The sequence below is a fragment of the Alphaproteobacteria bacterium genome (genome assembly GCA_033344895.1).
Lineage (GTDB): Bacteria > Pseudomonadota > Alphaproteobacteria > UBA8366 > Aestuariispiraceae > Pacificispira.
In genome coordinates this window covers 2,371,704-2,390,660 of sequence record JAWPMN010000001.1, presented here as the reverse complement: position 1 = coordinate 2,390,660, position 18,957 = coordinate 2,371,704, and the positions used below count along the sequence as shown (strand labels likewise).

Here is an 18,957-nt window from a genome sequence, read left to right as displayed (position 1 = left end):
CCGTACTCAGTCCAGCGCGGCGTCGGCCAGTTCGACAATCCGCTTTGCATGGGACGGATAGATGGTGCAGGCCTGCCGTGCCAGCAGCTTACGCCCGGCATTCAGATCCATGAAATCCGGCGTGATATGCATCCGGATCCACATGCCGTCCGTCATGCTGTCGAAGGCATCGGCCACATCGATGGGCGACCAACCTTCGATGGCGAGCCCGGACGCTTCCTTGCAGAGCGAGACCAGCATGTCATAGCGCTCCTTGTCATAGGCCTCACACAGTTCCGCAAACCGCGGCCGGGCAGCGGCCTCTCCCCAGAACGAGTTCCAAAGCGACAGGTTACGCGCGGTGCAGATGCGCGGATCGAGATCAGCCAGGATCAGGGCCATCACCCGATCAATCGGATCGTCAGAAGCCTTGGCGACCGCCGACTTCCAGAGATTGGTGTATTCCTCGTAGTGATGGCGCAGCGTCGCCACCAGCAGGTTTTCCTTGCCCTTGAAGTAGAACACCGCGACGCCCTGGGACAGCCCGGCCGCCTTGGCAACAGTGGCCAGCGTTGTCGCGGACATCCCCAACTCGACGATCGACTCGATCGCGGCCTCGACCAGTTGCTGCCTGCGCCGCGCGGCATTTTCGGACTGCTCGCCTCTCGGGCGACCGATCGGTTTGCGCGTCGGGCTGTTCGCGTCCGCCATGTTCCGTCCCAATGTTCCGCACCTGCGCCTTCGCTATGCCGCAGTGGCCAAGGGTTCGCAAGCCGATCTTTAATTTAAATAACTGCTCAAAAAAATTATAGACGGAAGAGGCGCGCTGCACTAGCCTTGAAATCGACGGAAGGCAAAGTCGGCAAACAGGCGGGTTCATGGCTAATCGGTACGACGCAATCGTGGTCGGTGCGGGGCATAACGGTCTCACCACGGCCTGCTATCTGGCCAGGAGCGGACTGAAGGTCCTGGTCGTGGAGCGTAACGACTATGTCGGCGGCGCGGCGGTCAGCCGTGAACTGCATCCTGGCTGGACCTATTCCAATTGCTCCTATGTCTGCAGTCTGCTGCGGCCCGAAGTTCAGCGCGAACTGGATCTGCCACGCCACGGCCTGCAGGTGATCCCGTATGAGAGCGGCGCAACCTTCATGCGGAACGGCGACTATTTCGCCTATTATTCGGATCACGATGCGCTGCGCCGCGAAATTGCGCGCCATTCGAAGAAGGATGTCGACGCTTATGACCGGTACTCGCGCTTCGTGACGCGGCAATGCCGCTTCATCAAGCCGCTGCTGATGCGCACGCCGCCGGACCCGGTGAGGCTGAAACCGCGTGACATCCAGGAGATGCTGTACCTCGCCCGGCGCTTCCACGACCTCGGGCCGCGGGAGATGGCGGACACGCTGCGCTTCTGGACCATGTCGGTCGGCGAATTCCTGGACGATTTCTTCGAAAGCGACGTGATCAAGGCCCATATCGCGGGTTCCGGCATCATCGGAACCGGGTTGGGCGTCTATTCGCCGGGCACGGCCTACGTCCTGCTGCATCACTACATGGGTGAGGTCGACGGCAGTATCGGCGCCTGGGGCTTTACCCGCGGCGGCATGGGCGGGGTCAGCGCCGCACTGGCCAATGCCTTCCGCGAAGCAGGCGGCGAAATCCGCACCGGCAGCGCCATTGACCGCTTCCTGGTGAATGGCGGGCGCGTCACCGGCGTCGTGCTGGAAAACGGCGACGAGATCACCGCGCCGACCGTTGTGTCCAACATGGACGTCCGGCGCACATTCCTGAAGCATGTCGACGGCGGCGATCTGCCGGACGATTTCAAGAAGGCGGTGCGGCGATTCAAGATCCGCGGATCCTCCGGCAAGATCAATGTCGCCCTGGACGGCGCCCCCGACTTCATCGCCGCACCGAAGAACGCGGCCTTCCTGAAAGGCGATCTGCACGCATCGGACAGCCTGGACGAACTGGATCGCGCCTACGACGACTGGAAGGCCGGTCGATGGTCGCAGGAACCGTATTTCGACATGCTGATACCGACTTATATAGATCCGACAATGGCGCCGCCATGCAAGCATATGATGACACTGTTCGTCCAGTATGCGCCCTATGAACTGGCCGGCGGCGAAAGCTGGGACGGACCGAACCGGGAAGCCTTCGCCGATACGGTCATCGACAAGATCGAACGCCACGCGCCAGGCTTCCGCGATCTGATCGTGCACAAGGAAGTCCGCACCCCCTGGGACATCGAACGCGAGGTCGGCCTGACCGAGGGCAACATCTTCCAGGGAGAACTGACCTTCGACCAGTTGCTGTTCAACAGACCGGTGCCCGGCTATGCGGACTATCGCTCGCCGATCAAGGGGCTTTATGTCTGCGGGTCCTCCTCCCATCCGGGCGGCGGCGTCATGGCCGCACCGGGCGCCAACGCCGCCCGTGAAATCCTGGGCGATCTGGGCCGGCAATCCGGCAGCAAATCCGTGGAGAGGGCCGCCTGATGCAATACGACACCATTGTCATCGGTGCCGGCCATAACGGCCTTGCCGCCGCGATCCTTCTGGCGAAGCAGGGAAAGTCGGTTCTGGTTCTGGAAAAGAACGCTGTTCCCGGCGGGATGGCCGCCAATGGCGAGATCGCCGCGGGCGTGGCGGGGCCGCAACTGGCGCATCTCCTGGGCGGCCTCGGCAAATCCGAGATCGACGCCCTGGACCTGAAACGCCATGGCCTGAACTTCGCAGCCCGGTCCATCCCAACCGTCGTTCTGGACGAAGGCGGACGCCATATCCTGCTGGACGGGGACGACGCTAGCTTTGCCGACGGCGTTTCCCATCCGGATGCCGAAGCCTTCAGGGCGCTGCGCAAGCGCATGGCCCGGTTCGGAGACAAGCTCGCCACCCTGACACATCGGCCACCGCCTCGCCTGGACGGACTCGATCTGGGAGAAGCCGCCTCCCTGGCAAAACTGGCTTTCGGCATTCGCGGAATGGGTAAGGCCGACGCGCGTGAGTTCCTGCGCGTCCTTCTGTCCAACGCCTATGATGCGATTCTCGACGAAATCGATGACGGGCCACTGGCCGGCGCGCTGGGTATCGATGCCGTGATGGGCGGTCATATCGGACCGCGCTCTCCCGGCACCGTTCTGACAATGATGTACCGCCTGATCGGTGGTGGCGCGCGCCATGTGCCCCAGGGCGGCGTGGGCGGCGCCCTGCGCGCGTTCGAGAAATCGGCGCAGGCCGCGGGTGCGGAAATCCGCTGTGGCGCCGGTGTGCGGGCCATTTCGGTCGAAGACGATCGCGTCACCGGTGTGGTTCTGGAAGATGGCAGCGAAATCGCCGCAGGCAGCGTCCTGTCCAGCCTCGACCCGCGCAGCACGATGATGCTGGCCGGCCCGGCGCATTTCGATGCGGAGATGGTGCGCCGCATCCGGAAGATCCGGGCCAAGGGCTGCACCGCAAAGGTCAATCTCGTTCTTGACGCTGCCCCCAGATTCGCCGGGCTGACAGCCGGGCATATGGCCGGACGCCTGCTGGTGACGCCGTCGCTCGACCGAATGGAACTGGCCTTCAACCGCGCGAAATACGGCGAGTTGCCCGACGACCCGGTCCTGGAAGTAACCATTCCCACTCTGTCCGACCCGTCACTGGCGCGGGACGGAAAGCATATCGTTTCAGTCGTTGTGCAATACACCCCCTATGAATTGAAAGAGGGCTGGTCGGACAAGACCCGTGCCGCGTTGGCGGACATCGTCATAGACACCCTCGCGCGTTACGATTCCGGTTTGGGTGGCCATGTGGTCGGGACGCAGATCCTGACACCGATGGACATCGAGCGGATGACCGGCGCGCCGGGCGGTCATTGGCATCATGGCGAGATGATCGCAGACCAAATGCTGATGCTCCGACCTGCGCCCGGGATTGATCGCTACGCGCTGCCGGTCGGCGGCCTCTTTCTCTGCGGTGCGTCCTGCCATCCCGGCGGCGATGTCACCGCGCTGCCCGGCTGCAACGCGGCCAGAATTGTCCTGGCCGATGAGAAGCGGAGGGTTGCGGCATGACCGTCATCAAACCGACCCGAACCGAGGCTACCGCCGTCCCGCGCGGTTTGATCCCCTCGCCCTTTGATGCGCGCCTGAGACCGTTCAGCCTGCATGAAGACTGGATGCCCTGGGCGGGCTACATCTCGCCGCGCCGTTACGACACGGTGGAGGCAGAGTATTTCGCGATCCGCAACCAGGCGACGCTGTTCGATATCTCGCCGATGCACAAGTATCGGGTAACTGGGCCGGACGCGACCCGTGTCATCAATCGACTTGTCACCCGGAATGTCGAGAAGATGCGCGACATGCGCGTCGGCTATTCGTTGTGGTGCGACGAGGACGGGCATGTGATCGACGACGGCACCGTTTTCCGCTTCTCCCCGTCGGATTATCGACTGTGCTGCCAGGAGCCGCAATTCAGTTGGCTGCACGATATCGCCTGGGGGTTCGACGTCGACATCACGGATGAAAGCCATTCCGTGGCCGGGTTGTCCCTGCAGGGACCAACCAGCTACGCCGTTCTCGAGCGCGCCGGCTTTGAAGGCGTCGAGGTCCTGAAGCCGTTCGACATGATGCATGCCGATGGCGATACGATGATCTCCCGCACGGGCTTTACCGGGGATCTGGGCTACGAGATCTGGGTTCCCGCCGACAAGGCGGAGACACTGTTCGACAGGCTCTGGCCGGCGGGCGCGGATTATGGCTTGCGCCCGATCGGTTTCGACGCCCTGAACATGGCACGGATCGAAGCCGGCTTCATCGCGCCGGGCGTCGATTTCCAGTCCAGTCACCATGCATTGCGCCCCACAAGGGGCCGCACGCCGTTCGAACTGGGATTCGGCCGACTGGTCGCCTTCGACAAGGGGCACTTCAACGGAAGGCGGGCCTTGTTGGAAGCTCGGAAGCGCGGCCCGCGCTACGCCCTCGTCGGTCTGGATATCGAAGGCCACAAGCCCGCCGACGGCGCATTCGTCTATCACCGCAAGAAGAAGGAAGCGGGTCATGTCACATCCGCACTATGGTCGCCTACCTGCAAGCGGAACCTGGCAGTAGCGGAACTGAAGGTTCCCTATGGAACCGACATCCTCTCGGACCTCTGGGCCGAGATCTATCACCACAAGGAAGGCAAATGGGAACGGGTGATGGCCCGCGCGACGGTCGCGGAACGCCCCTTCTTCAAACATGCGAGGCGGGGGGCGACCCCGCCGGGAAGGTACTGATGCTTATCGAGGAAAAGTCCAATCCGGGACTGAGCAATTCCGCGGCGACCATCCGCGACTACGACAACAAGCACTACATGCATCCCTGGGAGGCGATGTGGGTCGAAGACGGTGCCGATCGCACGATCTCGGCACGCGCCGAGGGCATCTATGTCTACGACCAGAACGGCAAGCGGCTGATCGACGGGCCCGGCGGCATGTGGTGCACCCAGATCGGCTACGCCAACCGCGAAATGGCGGACGCCATCGCCGAACAGGTCATGCAACTAGCCTATCATTCCCCGTGGAACACGGCGAGCGAACCGTCGGCGATCCTTGCCAAGAAACTGGCAGATCTGGCGCCGGGTGACCTGAACACCGTGTTCTTCACCACCGGCGGCTCCACTGCGGTCGATACCGCGATCCGCTTCATGCATTTCTACAACAACCGACTGGGTCGCCCGAACAAGAAGATCGTGATCTCGCGGGAGAAGGCGTATCACGGGTCGACCTATCTGGCCGCGTCGGTTACCGGCAAGGAACGCAGCAAGAGCTGGTTCGATCTGGACCGCGAAAACGCCATTCTGCTGCCGAACGTCAACCCGTCGATCCGCCCCGAGGGCATGAGCATCGAAGACTGGTGCGACGCCAAGATCGCCGATCTGGAAAATGCAATCGCGGAAGCGGGGCCTGAAAATGTCGGCGCCTTTATCGCGGAGCCGATCCTGGCTTCCGGCGGGGTCATCATTCCGCCCCCGGGCTACCATCAGCGTTGTCACGAAATCTGCCGCGCCAACGACATCCTCTACATCTCGGATGAGGTCGTGACCGGCTTCGGCCGACTGGGACACTGGTTCGCGTCGGAGGATGTCTTCGGCATCGTGCCGGACATCATCACCTGCGCCAAGGGGCTGACCTCCGGCTATCTTCCGCTCGGCGCCTGCCTGATTTCCGACCGCGTCCTGGAGCCGATCACCGGCAAGGGACAGGAGGACATCATGTTCTCAAACGGCTATACTTATTCCGGTCATCCGGTGTCCTGCGCCGCGGCCCTCAAGAACATCGAGATCATGGAACGTGACGGTTTGCTGGAACATGTCCGGGAAGTCTCACCGTATTTCCTGAAACGGCTTCACGCCCTGCGGGACTCGCCGGTCGTGGGAGACACGCGCGGTGTCGGTCTGGTCGGCTGTGTCGAGGGGCGGATCGCGGCGGATGGCGACCGCCTGGCGCTGGACCATGAATTCGGCAATCGCGTCGACCGGAAATGCGAAGAGCTGGGCCTGATCGTGCGGCCGCTTATCAACATGTGCGTTTTCTCACCGCCGCTGATCATCACCAAGGACCAGATCGACGACATGTTCGACATTCTGGAGGAGGCCATTCGCGCGGTGGAATCCGATGCGAAGGGTGGATTTGCATAACACCGCCGCCAAGGCGGGGTCACCAAGGGACCAACTGAACTGGGAGAGTTAGATATGAAGATAGCGTCGATACGCGCGGCGATCCTCGCCGCGACTGCCATTGTCTTCACCGCGGGTGCGGCGTCGGCACAGGACGAGGACCTGATCGTATTCGACTGGTCGGGATATGGAGATCCGGAATTCCACAAGCCCTATACCGAAAAGTACGGCGCCAGCCCGACCTTCGCCTATTTCGGCGACGAGGAGGAAGCCTTCCAGAAGCTGCGTGCCGGCTTCAAGGCAGATCTGGCGCATCCCTGTTCGCAAAGCGTCGAACGGTGGAAGGATGCCGGGCTGATCGAGCCCATGGATCCGGCGAAAATCACCGCCTATGACACGCTGATCCCGGGTCTGCGCGACATGCAGGGCTTCAACGAGGACGGCAAGGTCTGGTTCGTGCCGATCGATTGGGGCAATACAGCACTGGTCTACCGAACCGATGAAATCGACGAGTCGGAGGTCGCGTCCCTGCAGGCATTCGCGGATCCGAAATTTCAGGGCAAGGTATCGATCGGCGACAATGTCGACGATGCATATGCGCTGGGCTTCCTGGCCGTCGGCGTGACGGACTGGACCAAGGCGACCGACGAACAGTTCCAGGCGGCGTCGGACTTCCTGCGCAAGGTTCACCAGAATGTCCGCTTCTACTGGCAGGACGGTGCGACACTGGCGCAGTCCATGTCCGCCGGCGAGGTCACGCTGGCCTGGGCCTGGAACGAGACCCCGGTGACGATGCAGGCCGAAGGTCATCCGGTCGCCATGAAGCGCGACACCAAGGAAGGCCTGTCAACCTGGGTCTGCGGCTTCTCCAAACTGACCAATGGCGAAGGCAGTGACGAAAAGGCCTATGACTACATCAACGCCTTCCTGGGTGAGGCCTCCGCCGACTACATGGTCAACGCCTGGGGCTACGGCCACTCCAACCAGGCTGGTCTGGACAAGATCGACCCGGCGGTGCTGGAAAGCATGGGATACAGCAATCTGGAAGCCTTCCGGTCGAAGACCCTGTGGCAGGCCCCCGTCCCGTATGAACTGCGCGAAAAGATGATCGCAGAGTTCGAACAGATCAAAGTCGGCTTCTGACTTTCGATCCGGGGCCATAATCGCGCGGCCGCTCCGTTCCTCGGAGCGGCCGTCCGCATTTGGAGGCACGCTATGAACACCGACGAGAACTACGACGACAGCCACATCGCCTTTCTGGAGGCCCTTTGGGGCGAGGGCTACCTGTCCCCGGGAGGACCGGAAGAAGTCGCACGCCTGCTGGACGGGTTGGACCTGACGGGGCGCACCGTCGTGGATATCGGCAGCGGCGCCGGCGGCATCACCATTGCTCTGGCGCGCGACTACGGGGCCGGGCGGGTGATCGGCCTGGATGTCGAGGCCTCCGTCTGTGCACATGCCCGACGCAAGGTCGCGCAGGCCGATCTATCGGATCGCGTCGAGATCCGCCAGATCGAGCCGGGGCCGCTGCCCCTCGAGGATGGGTCCGTCGACATGGTGTTCAGCAAGGACGCCATCGTCCACATCCCGGACAAGGAAAGCCTGGCGCGCGATGCCTATCGGGTTCTGAAGCCCGGCGGCCTGTTTGCGGCGTCGGACTGGCTGATTTCGCATGATGGAACGCCCTCCCCCGAAATGGCCGACTACATCGCCAAGGAAGATCTGGATTTCGGCATGGCGTCACCGGACCGCTATCAGAAGGCGCTGGAGGATGCCGGCTTCGTTGATGTCAGGCTGACAAACCGTAATCCGTGGTATCGCGATGTCGCACAGCAGGAGCTGGAGCGCCTGTCAGGTCCGGACCGTCCGCTCTTTGCGGAGGCGATCGGGGAGTCCGAACTCGACGGAATGATCGAAACCTGGCGGGCAATGCTCATCGTGCTGCGGTCGGGCGAACATTGCCCGCATCACTTCCGCGCCACCAAACCCGGCTGAAACAGGAACCTCAGGATAGTGGGACGAGACTTTCCGGCCCCCAGCCGATCCGGACCGGCTCCTGCGAGTTGAGGATACGCCGGCCGACGGTATTGCGCATCGACACGGTAATCGGCTCATCCCGGCCATCGACCGCGATGGAATAATAGGTCATGTCGCCGTAATAGGAGGCATCGACGATGCGACCCGGCATTTCGTGCTCGGCGCGGTCGCTTTCTTCGATCAGCAGCGTCAGGCGTTCCGGACGAACACCGACCGTGAAGTCCGAGGCAAAGTCCTGACCATGAGGGTTTGCGATCCGGACCCGCCCGAAGCAGGCTGTATCGACGGTGATGCTCTTGCCATTGCGTTCTGATATCCGCGCATCGACGAAGTTCATTCCGCCGATGAATTCCGCCACCGCCTTGCTCTTCGGGTGCTGATAGATCTGTTCCGGCGTGTCGCATTGGGCAATATCGCCGTTGAACATGACCGCGATCCGGTCCGACATGGTCAGCGCCTCTTCCTGATCGTGGGTGACCAGGATGAAGGTGATCCCAACCTGACGCTGAAGTTGTCTCAGTTCGACCTGCATATGCTCACGCAGCTTCTTGTCCAGCGCCGACAACGGCTCGTCGAGCAGCAGAACCTTCGGACGCATGATCAGTGCCCGTGCCAGGGCGACGCGCTGGCGCTGGCCGCCGGACAGTTCGTTGGATCGCCGCTCGCCCAGCGCGCCCATGCCGACCTGATCGAGCGCCTTCTGAACGCGGTCGGCCTGTTCCTTCTTGTCCAGTCGCTGACGCCGCAGCCCGTAGGCGACATTCTGGGCGACGGTCAGATGCGGAAAGACCGCATAGGATTGAAACACCATGTTGGTGGGACGTCGGTTGGCCGGAACGCCTGCCATCGGCTGACCGTCGATCAGGATGTCGCCATGGGTCGGGTCATCGAAACCGGCGATCATCCGCAGCAGGGTGGTCTTGCCGCAGCCTGACGGCCCCAGCAGGGAAAAGAACTCACCGCCGCGGATGTCGACGCTGATATTGTCCAGTGCCGTGAAAGCCCCGAACAGACGCGAGACGCCACGAACCTGAATGATCGGATGTGTGCTCATAGTACAGAATCCCCGGTACCGGTGCGGCGCTGGGCGCGCCGGCGGAAATATTCGGCCGCACAGAGCAGGATGAAGGATGCCAGCAGCATCAGACTTCCCAGGGCCAGGATGTTGGGCAGTTTCGCAATGAAGCGCAGTTGCCCCCAGATGAAGATCGGCAATGTCGGTTCCGTGCCGCTGAGGAAGAAGGCGACGATGAACTCATCCAGCGAGATGGTGAAGGTAATCAGCAGGCTGGACACGATGCCAGGCGCCACCACCGGAAGGGTGACCCTGAAGAAGGTCATCAGCGGCCCTTCCCCCAGGTCCATCGACGCCTCTTCGAGCGACTTGTCGAAGCCTTCGAAACTGGAGATCAGGATCGCCATGGAGAACGGCACGCACATCAGGATGTGACCCAGCGCCACGCTGACCAGTGACAGGCTGAAGCCAAGCTGCAGCAGAACGACCAGCATGGAAATCGCGACCAGGATTTCCGGGAGAACCAGCGGCAGCATCACGAAACTGGTGATCGATTTCTTGGCGAAGAACTCATAACGCGTTACTGCCCGCGCCCCGCAGATGCCAAGGATTGTCGAAATCACGCTGGTTGCGATGCCGACCTTCAGGCTGTTCATCAGTGCCTGATGCATCGCCGGCTCGTTGGCCAGATTCTCGTACCATTGCAGGGTGAACCCCTTCAGCGGAAAGGCGACGATGGCACTGTCGTTGAAGGAGAAGACCGGAAGGAACAGGACGGGCAGATAGAGAAAGATCATGAAGCCGACGGCATAGATCGTCAGGAACTTGATTTTCATCGCACCCGCCCCCCCAGGAACCGTGTAATCAGGATGAAGGCCACGGATACCGCCGTCACCAGCAGCATGGAGGTCATGGCCAGCGCCGCGCCCAGGGGCCAGTTGTTGGCCTTGCCGAACTGAACCTGGATCATGTTCGCGATCATCAGCCCATCGCTACCGCCGACAAGCTTTGGTGTCACGTAGTCGCCGATGGTCGGGATGAAGACGATCAGGGACGCCGCGATCACACCGGGAAGCGACAGCGGCAGCGTCACCCGAAGGAAGCGCATGACCGGACCGTCGCCCAGATCGTTCGCCGCTTCCAGCAGGCTGCGGTCGATCTTCTGCAGCGATACGAATATCGGCAGGATCGCGAAGGGCAGCCAGGCATGGGACAGGGTCAGTACGACCGCATTCGCATTGTGAAGAATGAATTCCAGCGGCTCGGCAATGATGCCCAATTCCATCAGGGAGGAATTGATGACGCCGTTATAGCCGAGGATCAGCTTCCAGGCGAAGATGCGCAGAAGATAGCTGGTCCAGAACGGGATCGTGATCAGAAAGATCCAGAGGGCCTGACGCTCCTTCACATGGAAGGAGATGTAGTAGGCCAGCGGATAGGCCAGAATGACCGTCGCGGCCGTGACGATGCCGGCGATGATCAGGGACCGCAGCATCAGGACCCGATAGATCGGCTTCGACCAGACCTCCTGATAATTCGCCAGGGTAAAGGTCGTGTCGAGATCCAGGTAGCTCTGTGTCCAGAAGCTGAAGGTAATGGTGACGGCAACCGGCACCGCCAGCAGCAGCAAGGCATAGAAGAAGGTCGGGCTCATCAGCGCGAAGCCCCGCACCCCTTCCTTTCTGACCAACTTGTTGAGCCATGACTGGCGCGCTGTGCGCGGCCTTCCTATGGACGGATCCGTCTCTTCCGCTGCCGTCGTCACCTATCCCCCACTCCCCAACTATTCCGCAACCGCGGCATCGCGACTGGAATACGCGGCGTTTGCCGCGGCAACCTGGTTCAACGGCGGAGCGTGGTCCTGATTCATGACCGGAATGCGCGCCCGCAGGGCGTCATGATAGCACCGCACGCCATATTCCATATCGGAAAGAATGATTCCGTCGAACGCACTGGATTCCATGGCCTCGCAGCTCCAGATGATCAGCTGCGTATCCTCGTCGACGGTATCCCTGTCGATCCGTTCGGCCAGATACCGGGCCAGGCGCAACTGACGGTCCTCATCGGCATAGCGATAGGACATGCCCCGCTGGATCGTCTTGCCGGCGGATACCGGATATTCGTGATAGAAGTTCACGCTTTCCGGGTAGAAGCTGATCACCGTGTTCGGGAACAGGCCGACATACAGCCATTTCCGCTTGCTTTCCTCCGGCAGGTTCGGCCGGTCCGGCAGGATCTTCTTGTAGTTCTTCACACTCCACAGCCGTCCGTCGGATTCCGTTAACGCACCGACCGACCGGTTCGTGCCGTCGACCAGGGCTTCATCGTAATAGTTCTTGCCGTAGAGGTCCTGGAGGGCCGGGTGAGCCATCGGCACGTGGTAGCCTTCATTGTCGACATCCCGCACCGCTTTCCAGTTCACGTCCATTTCGTGGGACCAGACACGGTCATAGGCGGGCACCATGGCGTCCGTCTGATAGGGCGCGACTTCCGCCTCATGCCGCTTCATCAGTTCGGATACCGGCGGCTGATCGCCTTCCTTGAACCGGATGAAAATGAACCCCATCCAGATGTCCAGCTCGATCGGCTTCAGACCGTGTTCCACCTTGTCCAGTTTGGGCAGGCTGTCCGGCACCGCCGGGTTGCGCAGCGTGCCGTCTGTTCCGTAGCTCCACCCATGGAAGGGGCAGGTGATCACGCGTTTGCAATGCCCCTGCTCCTCCGCAAGGACACGCGAGCCGCGATGTCGGCACAGATTGTGGAACGCCCGGATCCGTCCATCGTCCCCACGCATGACGACCGCGCGCTCGCCGACCATGTCGAAGCACATGTAATCGCCCGGATTGGGCACGTTGGAGACATGACAGACAATCTGCCAGTGACGGCGGAAAAGGACTTCCTTCTCGATCTCCGTCAATTCCTCATTGTGATAGGTCCAGGCAGGCAATCCCCTGCGATCCCAGTCGGAAGGCACCTGAACGTTCGTCGCGGCATTGGTCATAACGCACCACTAATTTTTTTTGAGCGTTCAATTAAATTAAATAAATCGGCGCGACTTGTCACCCTGAAAATTGCCGGCGGTCACTCGAAACATGGAGGCCGCGATCACGCCGAGGTCGGCTTCAGGGTCTGCAGATTGGATAGATCAGCGGTAATTCCGGGCTGGGGAGATCGCTCCAGATAGGTCGACAGTACCACATAGGTCCGGGTTCCCCGCACTTCCGGCAGATCGTAGAGTTTGGCCAGCAGACCTTCCAACGCGACACTGTCCGCGACCCGCACCTTCAGCATCATGCAGGTGTCGCCGGTAACCGAATGGATTTCCTCGATTTCCGGCAATACCGCGAGATCCATCAACCCAGCCGTCTTGCCCCAGCCGGTCGTATCGACATGCACAAAGGCCAGGAGGGCCTTCCCGACCGCAGGCCCGTCCACGATGGCGACGTTGCGTTTGATGATCCCGGCGGCGCGAAGACGCTTGACCCGTTCGTGAACGGCAGGCGCGGACAGACCGACGCGCTCCCCCAGTTCGGCATAACCGACATCCGTACTGACGCTCAGCTCGCCTAATATCTTTCGGTCGATCAGGTCGAGTCCGGCGCCTTTGCCACCGCGCGACCGAATTGCATTCGAATTTATTTCATTCGGCATTTTTTCATCTCCACAGAACATCATTCACCATCTAGAGACAGGCCAACACGAACTTTCGGAGTTGGTCAATGCCCTACTCGCTGCTGTCCTGCCTGCTGGCCGCCGTGGCGGTCATCGGGTCGAATTCCCTGGTTCTCAGTCCCATTTCGGGCAGCGTCGCGCTGTCCTTTTCCGGCAGCGACGCAGCGGACGTCATGATCGCGGCGGCATGCTACGGGTTGGGAACGGCGGCAAGCGCCCTGACTCTGGCCCCCCGGATTGACCGCATCGGCCCCGGCAGGGCACTGGTTCAGGCAATGACCGGGTTGGCTTTCGCACTGGCGGTCAGTGCCTGGGCGCCGACCCTGTGGCTGCTTTGTGCCGCGCAGGCCTTCGCCGGTATCGCCGCGGGGTTGGCACTGCCTGCGACCTACGCGCTGGCAACTCAGATCGCGCCGAAAGGCAGGGAAAGCGAAGCCATGGGGCTGGTGATCACCGGCTGGACCGTCAGCCTGGTACTGGGGGTCAGTCTGTCGGCACTGGTCGCGGAGATCGCCCATTGGCGCGGTGTTTTCATCGGGCTGGCGGTGCTGGCCGGCCTGATCGTCATCGTATTGCGGCTCGCCGTGTCCATGGCACCCCCGTCCGAACTGCCGCAGCAGAAATCTACCCCCCTGACCGCGCTGCGGGTTCCCGGCATGGCCCGGGCGCTGCTGGTTTGTGCCAGCTACATGGCCGCCTTCTACGCCTTGTATTCCTATATCGGCCCCCATGCGCAGATCGTGCTGAATCAGCCGGTTGCGGCGGTGGGACTGTTGTCTCTGGCCTATGGCGTCGGCTTTGGTGCGGCGGTACCACTGGACCGGATCATCGACCGGCGCGGCCCGGAACGGGTAGCGGTGTCGATCTTCTGCCTGCTGGCCGCAACCTATCTGGCCATGTCCCTGACCGTGTGGTCCATGCCGGTCCTGATTGGACTATGCGTCCTGTGGGGAGTTGCGAACCATCTCGGGCTGAATCTCATTCTGGGCCGTCTGGGTCATCTCGATCCGCGGCAGAACGGGTCCATCATGGGGCTCTACAGCGCGACCTGTTATCTCAGCCTCTTTCTCGGCACCCTGGCCTACCGGCCGCTCTTCGACGCGTTCGGGTTCACCGCCTGCGCCCTGGCCTCCGCGCTATGTGTCGGTCTCGCCATTCTCGACTCCGCCCGTGCCCGATCCGCCAACCTTCATACTGACAAGCTTGGGAACGGCCATCAGCAGCCGGAATGATCAGATGTCGGCAACCCGGCGCGGCAGCATTCTCTTGAACAGATCGAGATTCCGCTGCGCCTCCGTATCAGGCAGAGTGATTGCGTAGCGCACGGCCGCTGCCATCAGGACAAACAACAACCGGGCCGCGTCCGTCAGTTCATCCGGGCGCCGTCCCGGGTCGAGCCGGATCAGGCAGTCCGCCAGGAATCCGGCAAGCACCTTCACATCCTCCGTATCGAGATGCTGCAAGGCCCGATCCGCCTGTGTCGCCTGCCAAAGATCCTGCATGACCGGCTCGTCCTGAAACAGCCGATAATAGCCGTCGACGATTTCACATAAGGCCGGGTGCAGTTCCTCTTCTTCTCTGACCTCAGCAAGCCCGTCACGCACACAGGCATGCCCGACCTCATTGTAGCGGCATGCGAGTGTCCCGAAGATTGCCGTTTTGTCGGGGAAATACTGGTAAAGCGACCCGAAGGCGACGCCGGATCGCTCGACGACATCGCTCATCCTGAACGCATCGGGGCCGGCTTCCCGCAGGATATCAACAGACACATCCAAAATGCGCTCGAAACGGTCCTTGCTGCGTTTCTGGGACGGCAGTTTGCGCGCAAAGACCGGCATGTCGGGCAGTTCGCCCCGCCGCGCGGGCACATTTACATTCATCGGCGCCTCCAAACCATCATCACTTGACAGAAAAAATGCGAGACATTATCTCTTTTGTCAAATACGAGACATTATCGCTTTTTGACTGAAAGGAAATCCGATGACCGATGCACCTGTTCTCATCGTCGGCGGCAACGGCAAGACCGGGCGCCGTGTCGATACCCGGCTCAGGGCTCTTGGGATCGCCACACGCCCCGTTTCGCGCTCAACCACGCCCCCCTTCGACTGGACAAGGCCGACGACCTGGGCTGCAGCCCTGGAAGGGGTTCGCGCCGCCTATGTCAGCTTTCAGCCCGATCTTGCCGTGCCGGGAGGTGCGGAAGCGATCGAAGCGTTCAGCGCCCTCGCCCAGAAAAAAGGGGTGGAGCATCTCGTGCTGCTGTCCGGCCGGGGTGAGGACGGTGCTCAACGGGCCGAAGAGGCCCTGAAAGCCTCCGGGATCGACTGGACGATCGTTCGGGCAAGCTGGTTCAACCAGAATTTCAGCGAAAACTTCCTGCTGGAAGGCGTATTGACCGGCGAAATCGCCCTGCCCGCCGGCGACGTGAAGGAGCCCTTCGTCGATGCGGATGACATTGCGGACGTCGCAGTCGCCGTCCTGACGGAAACCGGTAATCGCCGCCGTGTCTATGAAGTGACCGGCCCGCGCGCCCTCACCTTTGCGGAGGCGGTGTCGGAGATCGCGGTCGCGACCGGTCGCCCGATCCGGTATACACAAGTGCCGGTCGATGCCTTTGTCGGCGGCCTGCGGCAGGCGGCACTTCCCGAAGATCTGGTCGCGCTGCTGGAAGACCTGTTCACGACCGTCCTGGACGGCCGCAACACGAAGGTTGCCCACGGCGTCGAGGACGCTCTTGCCCGGCCGCCGCGGGATTTCCGGGACTATGTCCGGAGGACCGTGGCACAGGGAATCTGGAGCCAGAGAACATGACCGATACCATCATCACGATCCTGCTTTGGGTCTGCGCCTTGGGAAGCGGACTGATGGCCGGAATCTATTTCGCCTTCTCGACCTTCCTGATGACCGCCTTTGCGCGGATCCCCCAGGCACACGGCATCTCGGCCATGCAATCGATCAACACGACCATTGTGAAGTCCCTGTTTCTGCCACTGTTCTTCGGCACCACGCTGATCGGCCTGTTTCTGGCGGGATGGGCGCTCTACCAGTGGGACCGGCCCGGCGCCACGCTGATGCTGGCCGGCGGCCTGATCTATGCATTGTGCATGTTTGCCAGCACGATCGTCTTCAACGTCCCGCTGAACAACGCCCTGGCCGCAATGGACGGCGCCAGCGCGGAGGCCACCGCGGTCTGGAACCGGTACCTGAAGGAGTGGGTGTTCTGGAACCATGTCCGGACCGTCGCATCCCTGGTCGCCTGCGGCCTGTTCATCGCCGCCATCGCCGCCTGACACGCGACGGGCAAAGATGCTCCGGCGGCATGAAGACTGAACCACCCGGGTTTGGGGGCCGGGCCCACGACGGGGCCCGACCCCGCCCGGTCACCTGCCTTCGTAGGCGGCCTCCAGCGCCGCCACGTCGAGCTTTACCATCTTCATCATCGCCTGCATGACGCGACCGACCTGTTCCCTGTCACCGGTCTTCAGCAGACGCGGCAGTGCCTCTGGGACGATCTGCCAACTCAACCCGAACCGGTCCTTCAACCAGCCGCACTGAGCCTCCTTGCCGCCGCCCTCCAGCAGGGCATGCCAGTAATGGTCAACCTCATCCTGGTCCTTGCAGGGAATCGACATCGAAATCGCCTCGCTGAAGGTGAAGGCTGGCCCTCCATTGATCGCCTGAAACCGTTGCCCGGCCACTTCGAATGTCATCGCCAGAACGGTACCTTCCTTACCGGGACCGTCAGGGCTATTGCGCGTGACGTCGACCACCTTGCCGTCGCGAAAGACGGAAATGTAGAAGTCGGCGGCTTCCTCCGCATTCGCATCGAACCAGAGGCAGGGTATGATTTTCGCTTCGTCAGTCATGACGCATCCTTTCCATGGTATGAAGAAGATCGGAATCAGGAGCCAGGGTATTCGTCGCGCAGCCGCCACCAGACATAAGGATCCGATTGCGGCGTACCGGGCGGTGACTCCTCCCAGTTTTCCTGGCGCCCGAACGGAGTTAGGTCGAGGAAGGCCCAGGTTGTTCCCAGCATTTCCACGCCGCGCCCCGTCGTGAAATAGGTTCGGTAGATGCAATCGCCGTCCCGCAGGAAGACGTTCAGACCGAAGCCCCCGGACACATCGAAATCGCCGTTGAATTCAGGGGCGCACGCATACCAGGGCAGCGTCCACGCCATCCTCTCCTGAAATGTCCGTATCTCGGCGAACGGTGCCGCGGAGACCAGCACAACGGTCGTGTCGCGCTGATTGATGTGATCGACGCGCCCCGCCGTATCGGCAAACATGCTGCAGCCGGCGCAGGGATCCGTGTCTCCAGGTTTGAGCATGTGATGGTAGACGATCAACTGACGGCGCCCCTCGAACAGGTCCGCCAGTGCACAGTCGCCCTGAGGCCCCTCGAAGCGGTAATCCCCATCCACCAGCAACCACGGTAAACGGCGCCGCTCCGCCGCCAAGGCATCCTGTGCCCGGGTCAGGGCCTTTTCCTTGGCGCGAAACGCCTTGCTGGCAGCCCGCCAGTCCTCCTTCGAGACGACATCGTGCATCATCATGGCATGCCTCCTCCTGAACGGCAGTGTCAGGCCTAGTTATCGGCGCATCCGGGAATGTCCGGCATGGCGTCCTGGGCGGCGGCCAGGATGTCGTCCTGCGTCAGCACCTTCTGGGGCGTGGCCAGGGACCATCGGTGACCAAACGGATCTTCCAGCAGACCGAACCGATCACCCCAAAACGCGTCTTCCATCGGCATGATCGGTGTCGCACCGGCCGCCACCGCGCGATCGAAGTCGGCATCGGCGTCTGCGACGATCAGGTGAACGGAAACCGGGCTTCCGCCCAGGGATTTCGGCCCGCGCATACCCCAGTCCAGATTTTCGTCCACCAGCATGATCGACGAGCCGTTGATGGTGATACAGGCATGCATCAGCTTCCCGTCCGGCCCGGGAATCCGCATCAATTCTTCGGCGCCGAAGGCCTGCTTGTAGAAATCTATCGCGTCAGCGGCGTCGGCGCAGATCAGGTGTGGGGACACGGCGTGGACGCCCAGATCGGCGGCCTGCTGTCGGGCATTGGTCATATCATTCCTCCAGATCAGGAAAATCGAGTTACAGATCGCGGGTCAGGGACGCCTGACCGGTCATGGGGTCAAAGGGAACGGATACATGTTCGTGCAGTACGCGCCAGGCGCCGTTTTCACGATGCAGGCAAACGGTGATCCGCATCCAGGTCATGCCCACCGGGTGGTCCTCCGGCTCCGGGACGAAGTGGTGCAGCCCGTAGACCACCGCCAGGTCGCCGTCGACATGAACGCTCAAATCCCGGTGCTCCGACCGGAACTGTTCCGGAAAATGGGGCAGAACATTCTTCCAGATCTGCCGGATGGCGTCTTTTCCGACGCTACGAAAGGGTGGGATCGCGTCGAACAGGACCGTGTCTGCCTGATAACGCGCGACCAGCGCATCGGCGTCCTTAGCCTCGACAGCACGCGACCATGCGGCAACTACGGACCGAACTTCCGCTTCATCGGCCTTGATCTGTTCCGCGGAAGCCTGTGTCATCTGATTTCCCCTCTGGTTCTTGGTTGCAATGGGCGCAGTCGAGGCGG

At 61.8% G+C, this 18,957-nt stretch carries 20 protein-coding genes; 9 read left to right on the top strand and 11 right to left on the bottom strand.

Annotation, left to right across the window (positions count from 1 at the left end; all coding sequences use genetic code 11):
* Positions 1-6: 6 nt before the first annotated feature.
* Positions 7-690: a TetR family transcriptional regulator C-terminal domain-containing protein gene (locus R8L07_11730; GenBank protein ID MDW3206195.1), complete on the bottom strand. Its 684-nt coding sequence runs from the start codon at positions 688-690 to the stop codon at positions 7-9.
* A gap of 167 nt (positions 691-857) precedes the next feature.
* On the opposite strand from R8L07_11730, the gene R8L07_11725 reads away from it, so the two are divergent.
* From R8L07_11725 to R8L07_11700, 6 genes are all read left to right on the top strand, one after another.
* Entirely contained in the window at positions 858-2,480 is a 1,623-nt protein-coding gene (locus R8L07_11725; protein MDW3206194.1) for an NAD(P)/FAD-dependent oxidoreductase, read from the top strand.
* Complete coding sequence (locus tag R8L07_11720; GenBank protein MDW3206193.1) at positions 2,480-4,039, top strand: NAD(P)/FAD-dependent oxidoreductase; 1,560 nt, start codon at positions 2,480-2,482, stop codon at positions 4,037-4,039. The genes R8L07_11725 and R8L07_11720 overlap by 1 nt, the downstream gene beginning before the upstream one ends.
* Complete coding sequence (locus R8L07_11715) at positions 4,036-5,241, top strand: aminomethyltransferase family protein (protein ID MDW3206192.1); 1,206 nt, start codon at positions 4,036-4,038, stop codon at positions 5,239-5,241. Before R8L07_11720 ends, R8L07_11715 begins: the two co-directional genes overlap by 4 nt.
* A complete protein-coding gene (locus R8L07_11710; GenBank protein ID MDW3206191.1) occupies positions 5,241-6,644 on the top strand; it encodes an aminotransferase in 1,404 nt (467 codons plus the stop codon). Before R8L07_11715 ends, R8L07_11710 begins: the two co-directional genes overlap by 1 nt.
* Positions 6,645-6,698: 54 nt before the next feature.
* Positions 6,699-7,766 (top strand): extracellular solute-binding protein, encoded by a 1,068-nt coding sequence (locus R8L07_11705; GenBank protein MDW3206190.1) that lies wholly within the window; start codon positions 6,699-6,701, stop codon positions 7,764-7,766.
* Positions 7,767-7,838: 72 nt separating this feature from the next.
* The gene (locus R8L07_11700; GenBank protein ID MDW3206189.1) at positions 7,839-8,618 is read left to right on the top strand and encodes a methyltransferase domain-containing protein; all 780 of its coding nucleotides are present in this window, start codon (positions 7,839-7,841) and stop codon (positions 8,616-8,618) included.
* Positions 8,619-8,628: 10 nt separating this feature from the next.
* On the opposite strand, the gene R8L07_11695 is transcribed toward R8L07_11700, so the two are convergent.
* From R8L07_11695 to R8L07_11675, 5 genes are all read right to left on the bottom strand, one after another.
* Positions 8,629-9,714 carry an ABC transporter ATP-binding protein gene (locus R8L07_11695; protein ID MDW3206188.1) on the bottom strand — a complete coding sequence of 362 codons (1,086 nt, stop codon included), beginning with the start codon at positions 9,712-9,714 and terminating at the stop codon, positions 8,629-8,631.
* The gene (locus tag R8L07_11690; protein ID MDW3206187.1) at positions 9,711-10,511 is read right to left on the bottom strand and encodes an ABC transporter permease; all 801 of its coding nucleotides are present in this window, start codon (positions 10,509-10,511) and stop codon (positions 9,711-9,713) included. The genes R8L07_11695 and R8L07_11690 overlap by 4 nt, the downstream gene beginning before the upstream one ends.
* The gene (locus R8L07_11685) at positions 10,508-11,329 is read right to left on the bottom strand and encodes an ABC transporter permease (protein ID MDW3206186.1); all 822 of its coding nucleotides are present in this window, start codon (positions 11,327-11,329) and stop codon (positions 10,508-10,510) included. The genes R8L07_11690 and R8L07_11685 overlap by 4 nt, the downstream gene beginning before the upstream one ends.
* 129 nt (positions 11,330-11,458) lie before the next feature.
* Positions 11,459-12,676: an aromatic ring-hydroxylating dioxygenase subunit alpha gene (locus R8L07_11680; GenBank protein MDW3206185.1), complete on the bottom strand. Its 1,218-nt coding sequence runs from the start codon at positions 12,674-12,676 to the stop codon at positions 11,459-11,461.
* A 104-nt stretch (positions 12,677-12,780) separates the two neighbouring features.
* Positions 12,781-13,326: an Lrp/AsnC family transcriptional regulator gene (locus R8L07_11675; GenBank protein MDW3206184.1), complete on the bottom strand. Its 546-nt coding sequence runs from the start codon at positions 13,324-13,326 to the stop codon at positions 12,781-12,783.
* A 68-nt stretch (positions 13,327-13,394) separates the two neighbouring features.
* Between R8L07_11675 and R8L07_11670 the strand changes: the two genes are divergently transcribed.
* The gene (locus R8L07_11670; GenBank protein MDW3206183.1) at positions 13,395-14,579 is read left to right on the top strand and encodes an MFS transporter; all 1,185 of its coding nucleotides are present in this window, start codon (positions 13,395-13,397) and stop codon (positions 14,577-14,579) included.
* Here R8L07_11670 and R8L07_11665 read toward each other — a convergent pair whose 3' ends face one another.
* Positions 14,580-15,227: a TetR/AcrR family transcriptional regulator gene (locus tag R8L07_11665; GenBank protein ID MDW3206182.1), complete on the bottom strand. Its 648-nt coding sequence runs from the start codon at positions 15,225-15,227 to the stop codon at positions 14,580-14,582.
* Between the two features lie 100 nt (positions 15,228-15,327).
* On the opposite strand from R8L07_11665, the gene R8L07_11660 reads away from it, so the two are divergent.
* Both R8L07_11660 and R8L07_11655 read left to right on the top strand, forming a co-directional pair.
* Entirely contained in the window at positions 15,328-16,158 is an 831-nt protein-coding gene (locus R8L07_11660; GenBank protein ID MDW3206181.1) for an NAD(P)H-binding protein, read from the top strand.
* Entirely contained in the window at positions 16,155-16,637 is a 483-nt protein-coding gene (locus tag R8L07_11655; GenBank protein ID MDW3206180.1) for an anthrone oxygenase family protein, read from the top strand. Before R8L07_11660 ends, R8L07_11655 begins: the two co-directional genes overlap by 4 nt.
* A gap of 90 nt (positions 16,638-16,727) precedes the next feature.
* Here R8L07_11655 and R8L07_11650 read toward each other — a convergent pair whose 3' ends face one another.
* Genes R8L07_11650 through R8L07_11635 form a run of 4 tightly spaced genes read right to left on the bottom strand, consistent with a single transcriptional unit; the run spans position 16,728 to position 18,910 of the window.
* Positions 16,728-17,213 (bottom strand): VOC family protein, encoded by a 486-nt coding sequence (locus R8L07_11650; GenBank protein MDW3206179.1) that lies wholly within the window; start codon positions 17,211-17,213, stop codon positions 16,728-16,730.
* A gap of 35 nt (positions 17,214-17,248) precedes the next feature.
* Complete coding sequence (locus R8L07_11645; protein MDW3206178.1) at positions 17,249-17,905, bottom strand: DUF899 domain-containing protein; 657 nt, start codon at positions 17,903-17,905, stop codon at positions 17,249-17,251.
* A gap of 32 nt (positions 17,906-17,937) precedes the next feature.
* A complete protein-coding gene (locus R8L07_11640) occupies positions 17,938-18,429 on the bottom strand; it encodes a VOC family protein (protein ID MDW3206177.1) in 492 nt (163 codons plus the stop codon).
* Positions 18,430-18,457: 28 nt separating this feature from the next.
* Positions 18,458-18,910 (bottom strand): SgcJ/EcaC family oxidoreductase, encoded by a 453-nt coding sequence (locus R8L07_11635; GenBank protein MDW3206176.1) that lies wholly within the window; start codon positions 18,908-18,910, stop codon positions 18,458-18,460.
* Positions 18,911-18,957: the final 47 nt, after the last annotated feature.

Coding starts and splice junctions, on each gene's coding strand:
- R8L07_11730 (MDW3206195.1), bottom strand. CDS start 690: ATGGCGGACGCGAACAGCCCGACGCGCAAACCGATCGGTCGCCCGAGA.
- R8L07_11725 (MDW3206194.1), top strand. CDS start 858: ATGGCTAATCGGTACGACGCAATCGTGGTCGGTGCGGGGCATAACGGT.
- R8L07_11720 (MDW3206193.1), top strand. CDS start 2,480: ATGCAATACGACACCATTGTCATCGGTGCCGGCCATAACGGCCTTGCC.
- R8L07_11715 (MDW3206192.1), top strand. CDS start 4,036: ATGACCGTCATCAAACCGACCCGAACCGAGGCTACCGCCGTCCCGCGC.
- R8L07_11710 (MDW3206191.1), top strand. CDS start 5,241: ATGCTTATCGAGGAAAAGTCCAATCCGGGACTGAGCAATTCCGCGGCG.
- R8L07_11705 (MDW3206190.1), top strand. CDS start 6,699: ATGAAGATAGCGTCGATACGCGCGGCGATCCTCGCCGCGACTGCCATT.
- R8L07_11700 (MDW3206189.1), top strand. CDS start 7,839: ATGAACACCGACGAGAACTACGACGACAGCCACATCGCCTTTCTGGAG.
- R8L07_11695 (MDW3206188.1), bottom strand. CDS start 9,714: ATGAGCACACATCCGATCATTCAGGTTCGTGGCGTCTCGCGTCTGTTC.
- R8L07_11690 (MDW3206187.1), bottom strand. CDS start 10,511: ATGAAAATCAAGTTCCTGACGATCTATGCCGTCGGCTTCATGATCTTT.
- R8L07_11685 (MDW3206186.1), bottom strand. CDS start 11,329: ATGAGCCCGACCTTCTTCTATGCCTTGCTGCTGCTGGCGGTGCCGGTT.
- R8L07_11680 (MDW3206185.1), bottom strand. CDS start 12,676: ATGACCAATGCCGCGACGAACGTTCAGGTGCCTTCCGACTGGGATCGC.
- R8L07_11675 (MDW3206184.1), bottom strand. CDS start 13,326: ATGCCGAATGAAATAAATTCGAATGCAATTCGGTCGCGCGGTGGCAAA.
- R8L07_11670 (MDW3206183.1), top strand. CDS start 13,395: ATGCCCTACTCGCTGCTGTCCTGCCTGCTGGCCGCCGTGGCGGTCATC.
- R8L07_11665 (MDW3206182.1), bottom strand. CDS start 15,227: ATGAATGTAAATGTGCCCGCGCGGCGGGGCGAACTGCCCGACATGCCG.
- R8L07_11660 (MDW3206181.1), top strand. CDS start 15,328: ATGACCGATGCACCTGTTCTCATCGTCGGCGGCAACGGCAAGACCGGG.
- R8L07_11655 (MDW3206180.1), top strand. CDS start 16,155: ATGACCGATACCATCATCACGATCCTGCTTTGGGTCTGCGCCTTGGGA.
- R8L07_11650 (MDW3206179.1), bottom strand. CDS start 17,213: ATGACTGACGAAGCGAAAATCATACCCTGCCTCTGGTTCGATGCGAAT.
- R8L07_11645 (MDW3206178.1), bottom strand. CDS start 17,905: ATGATGATGCACGATGTCGTCTCGAAGGAGGACTGGCGGGCTGCCAGC.
- R8L07_11640 (MDW3206177.1), bottom strand. CDS start 18,429: ATGACCAATGCCCGACAGCAGGCCGCCGATCTGGGCGTCCACGCCGTG.
- R8L07_11635 (MDW3206176.1), bottom strand. CDS start 18,910: ATGACACAGGCTTCCGCGGAACAGATCAAGGCCGATGAAGCGGAAGTT.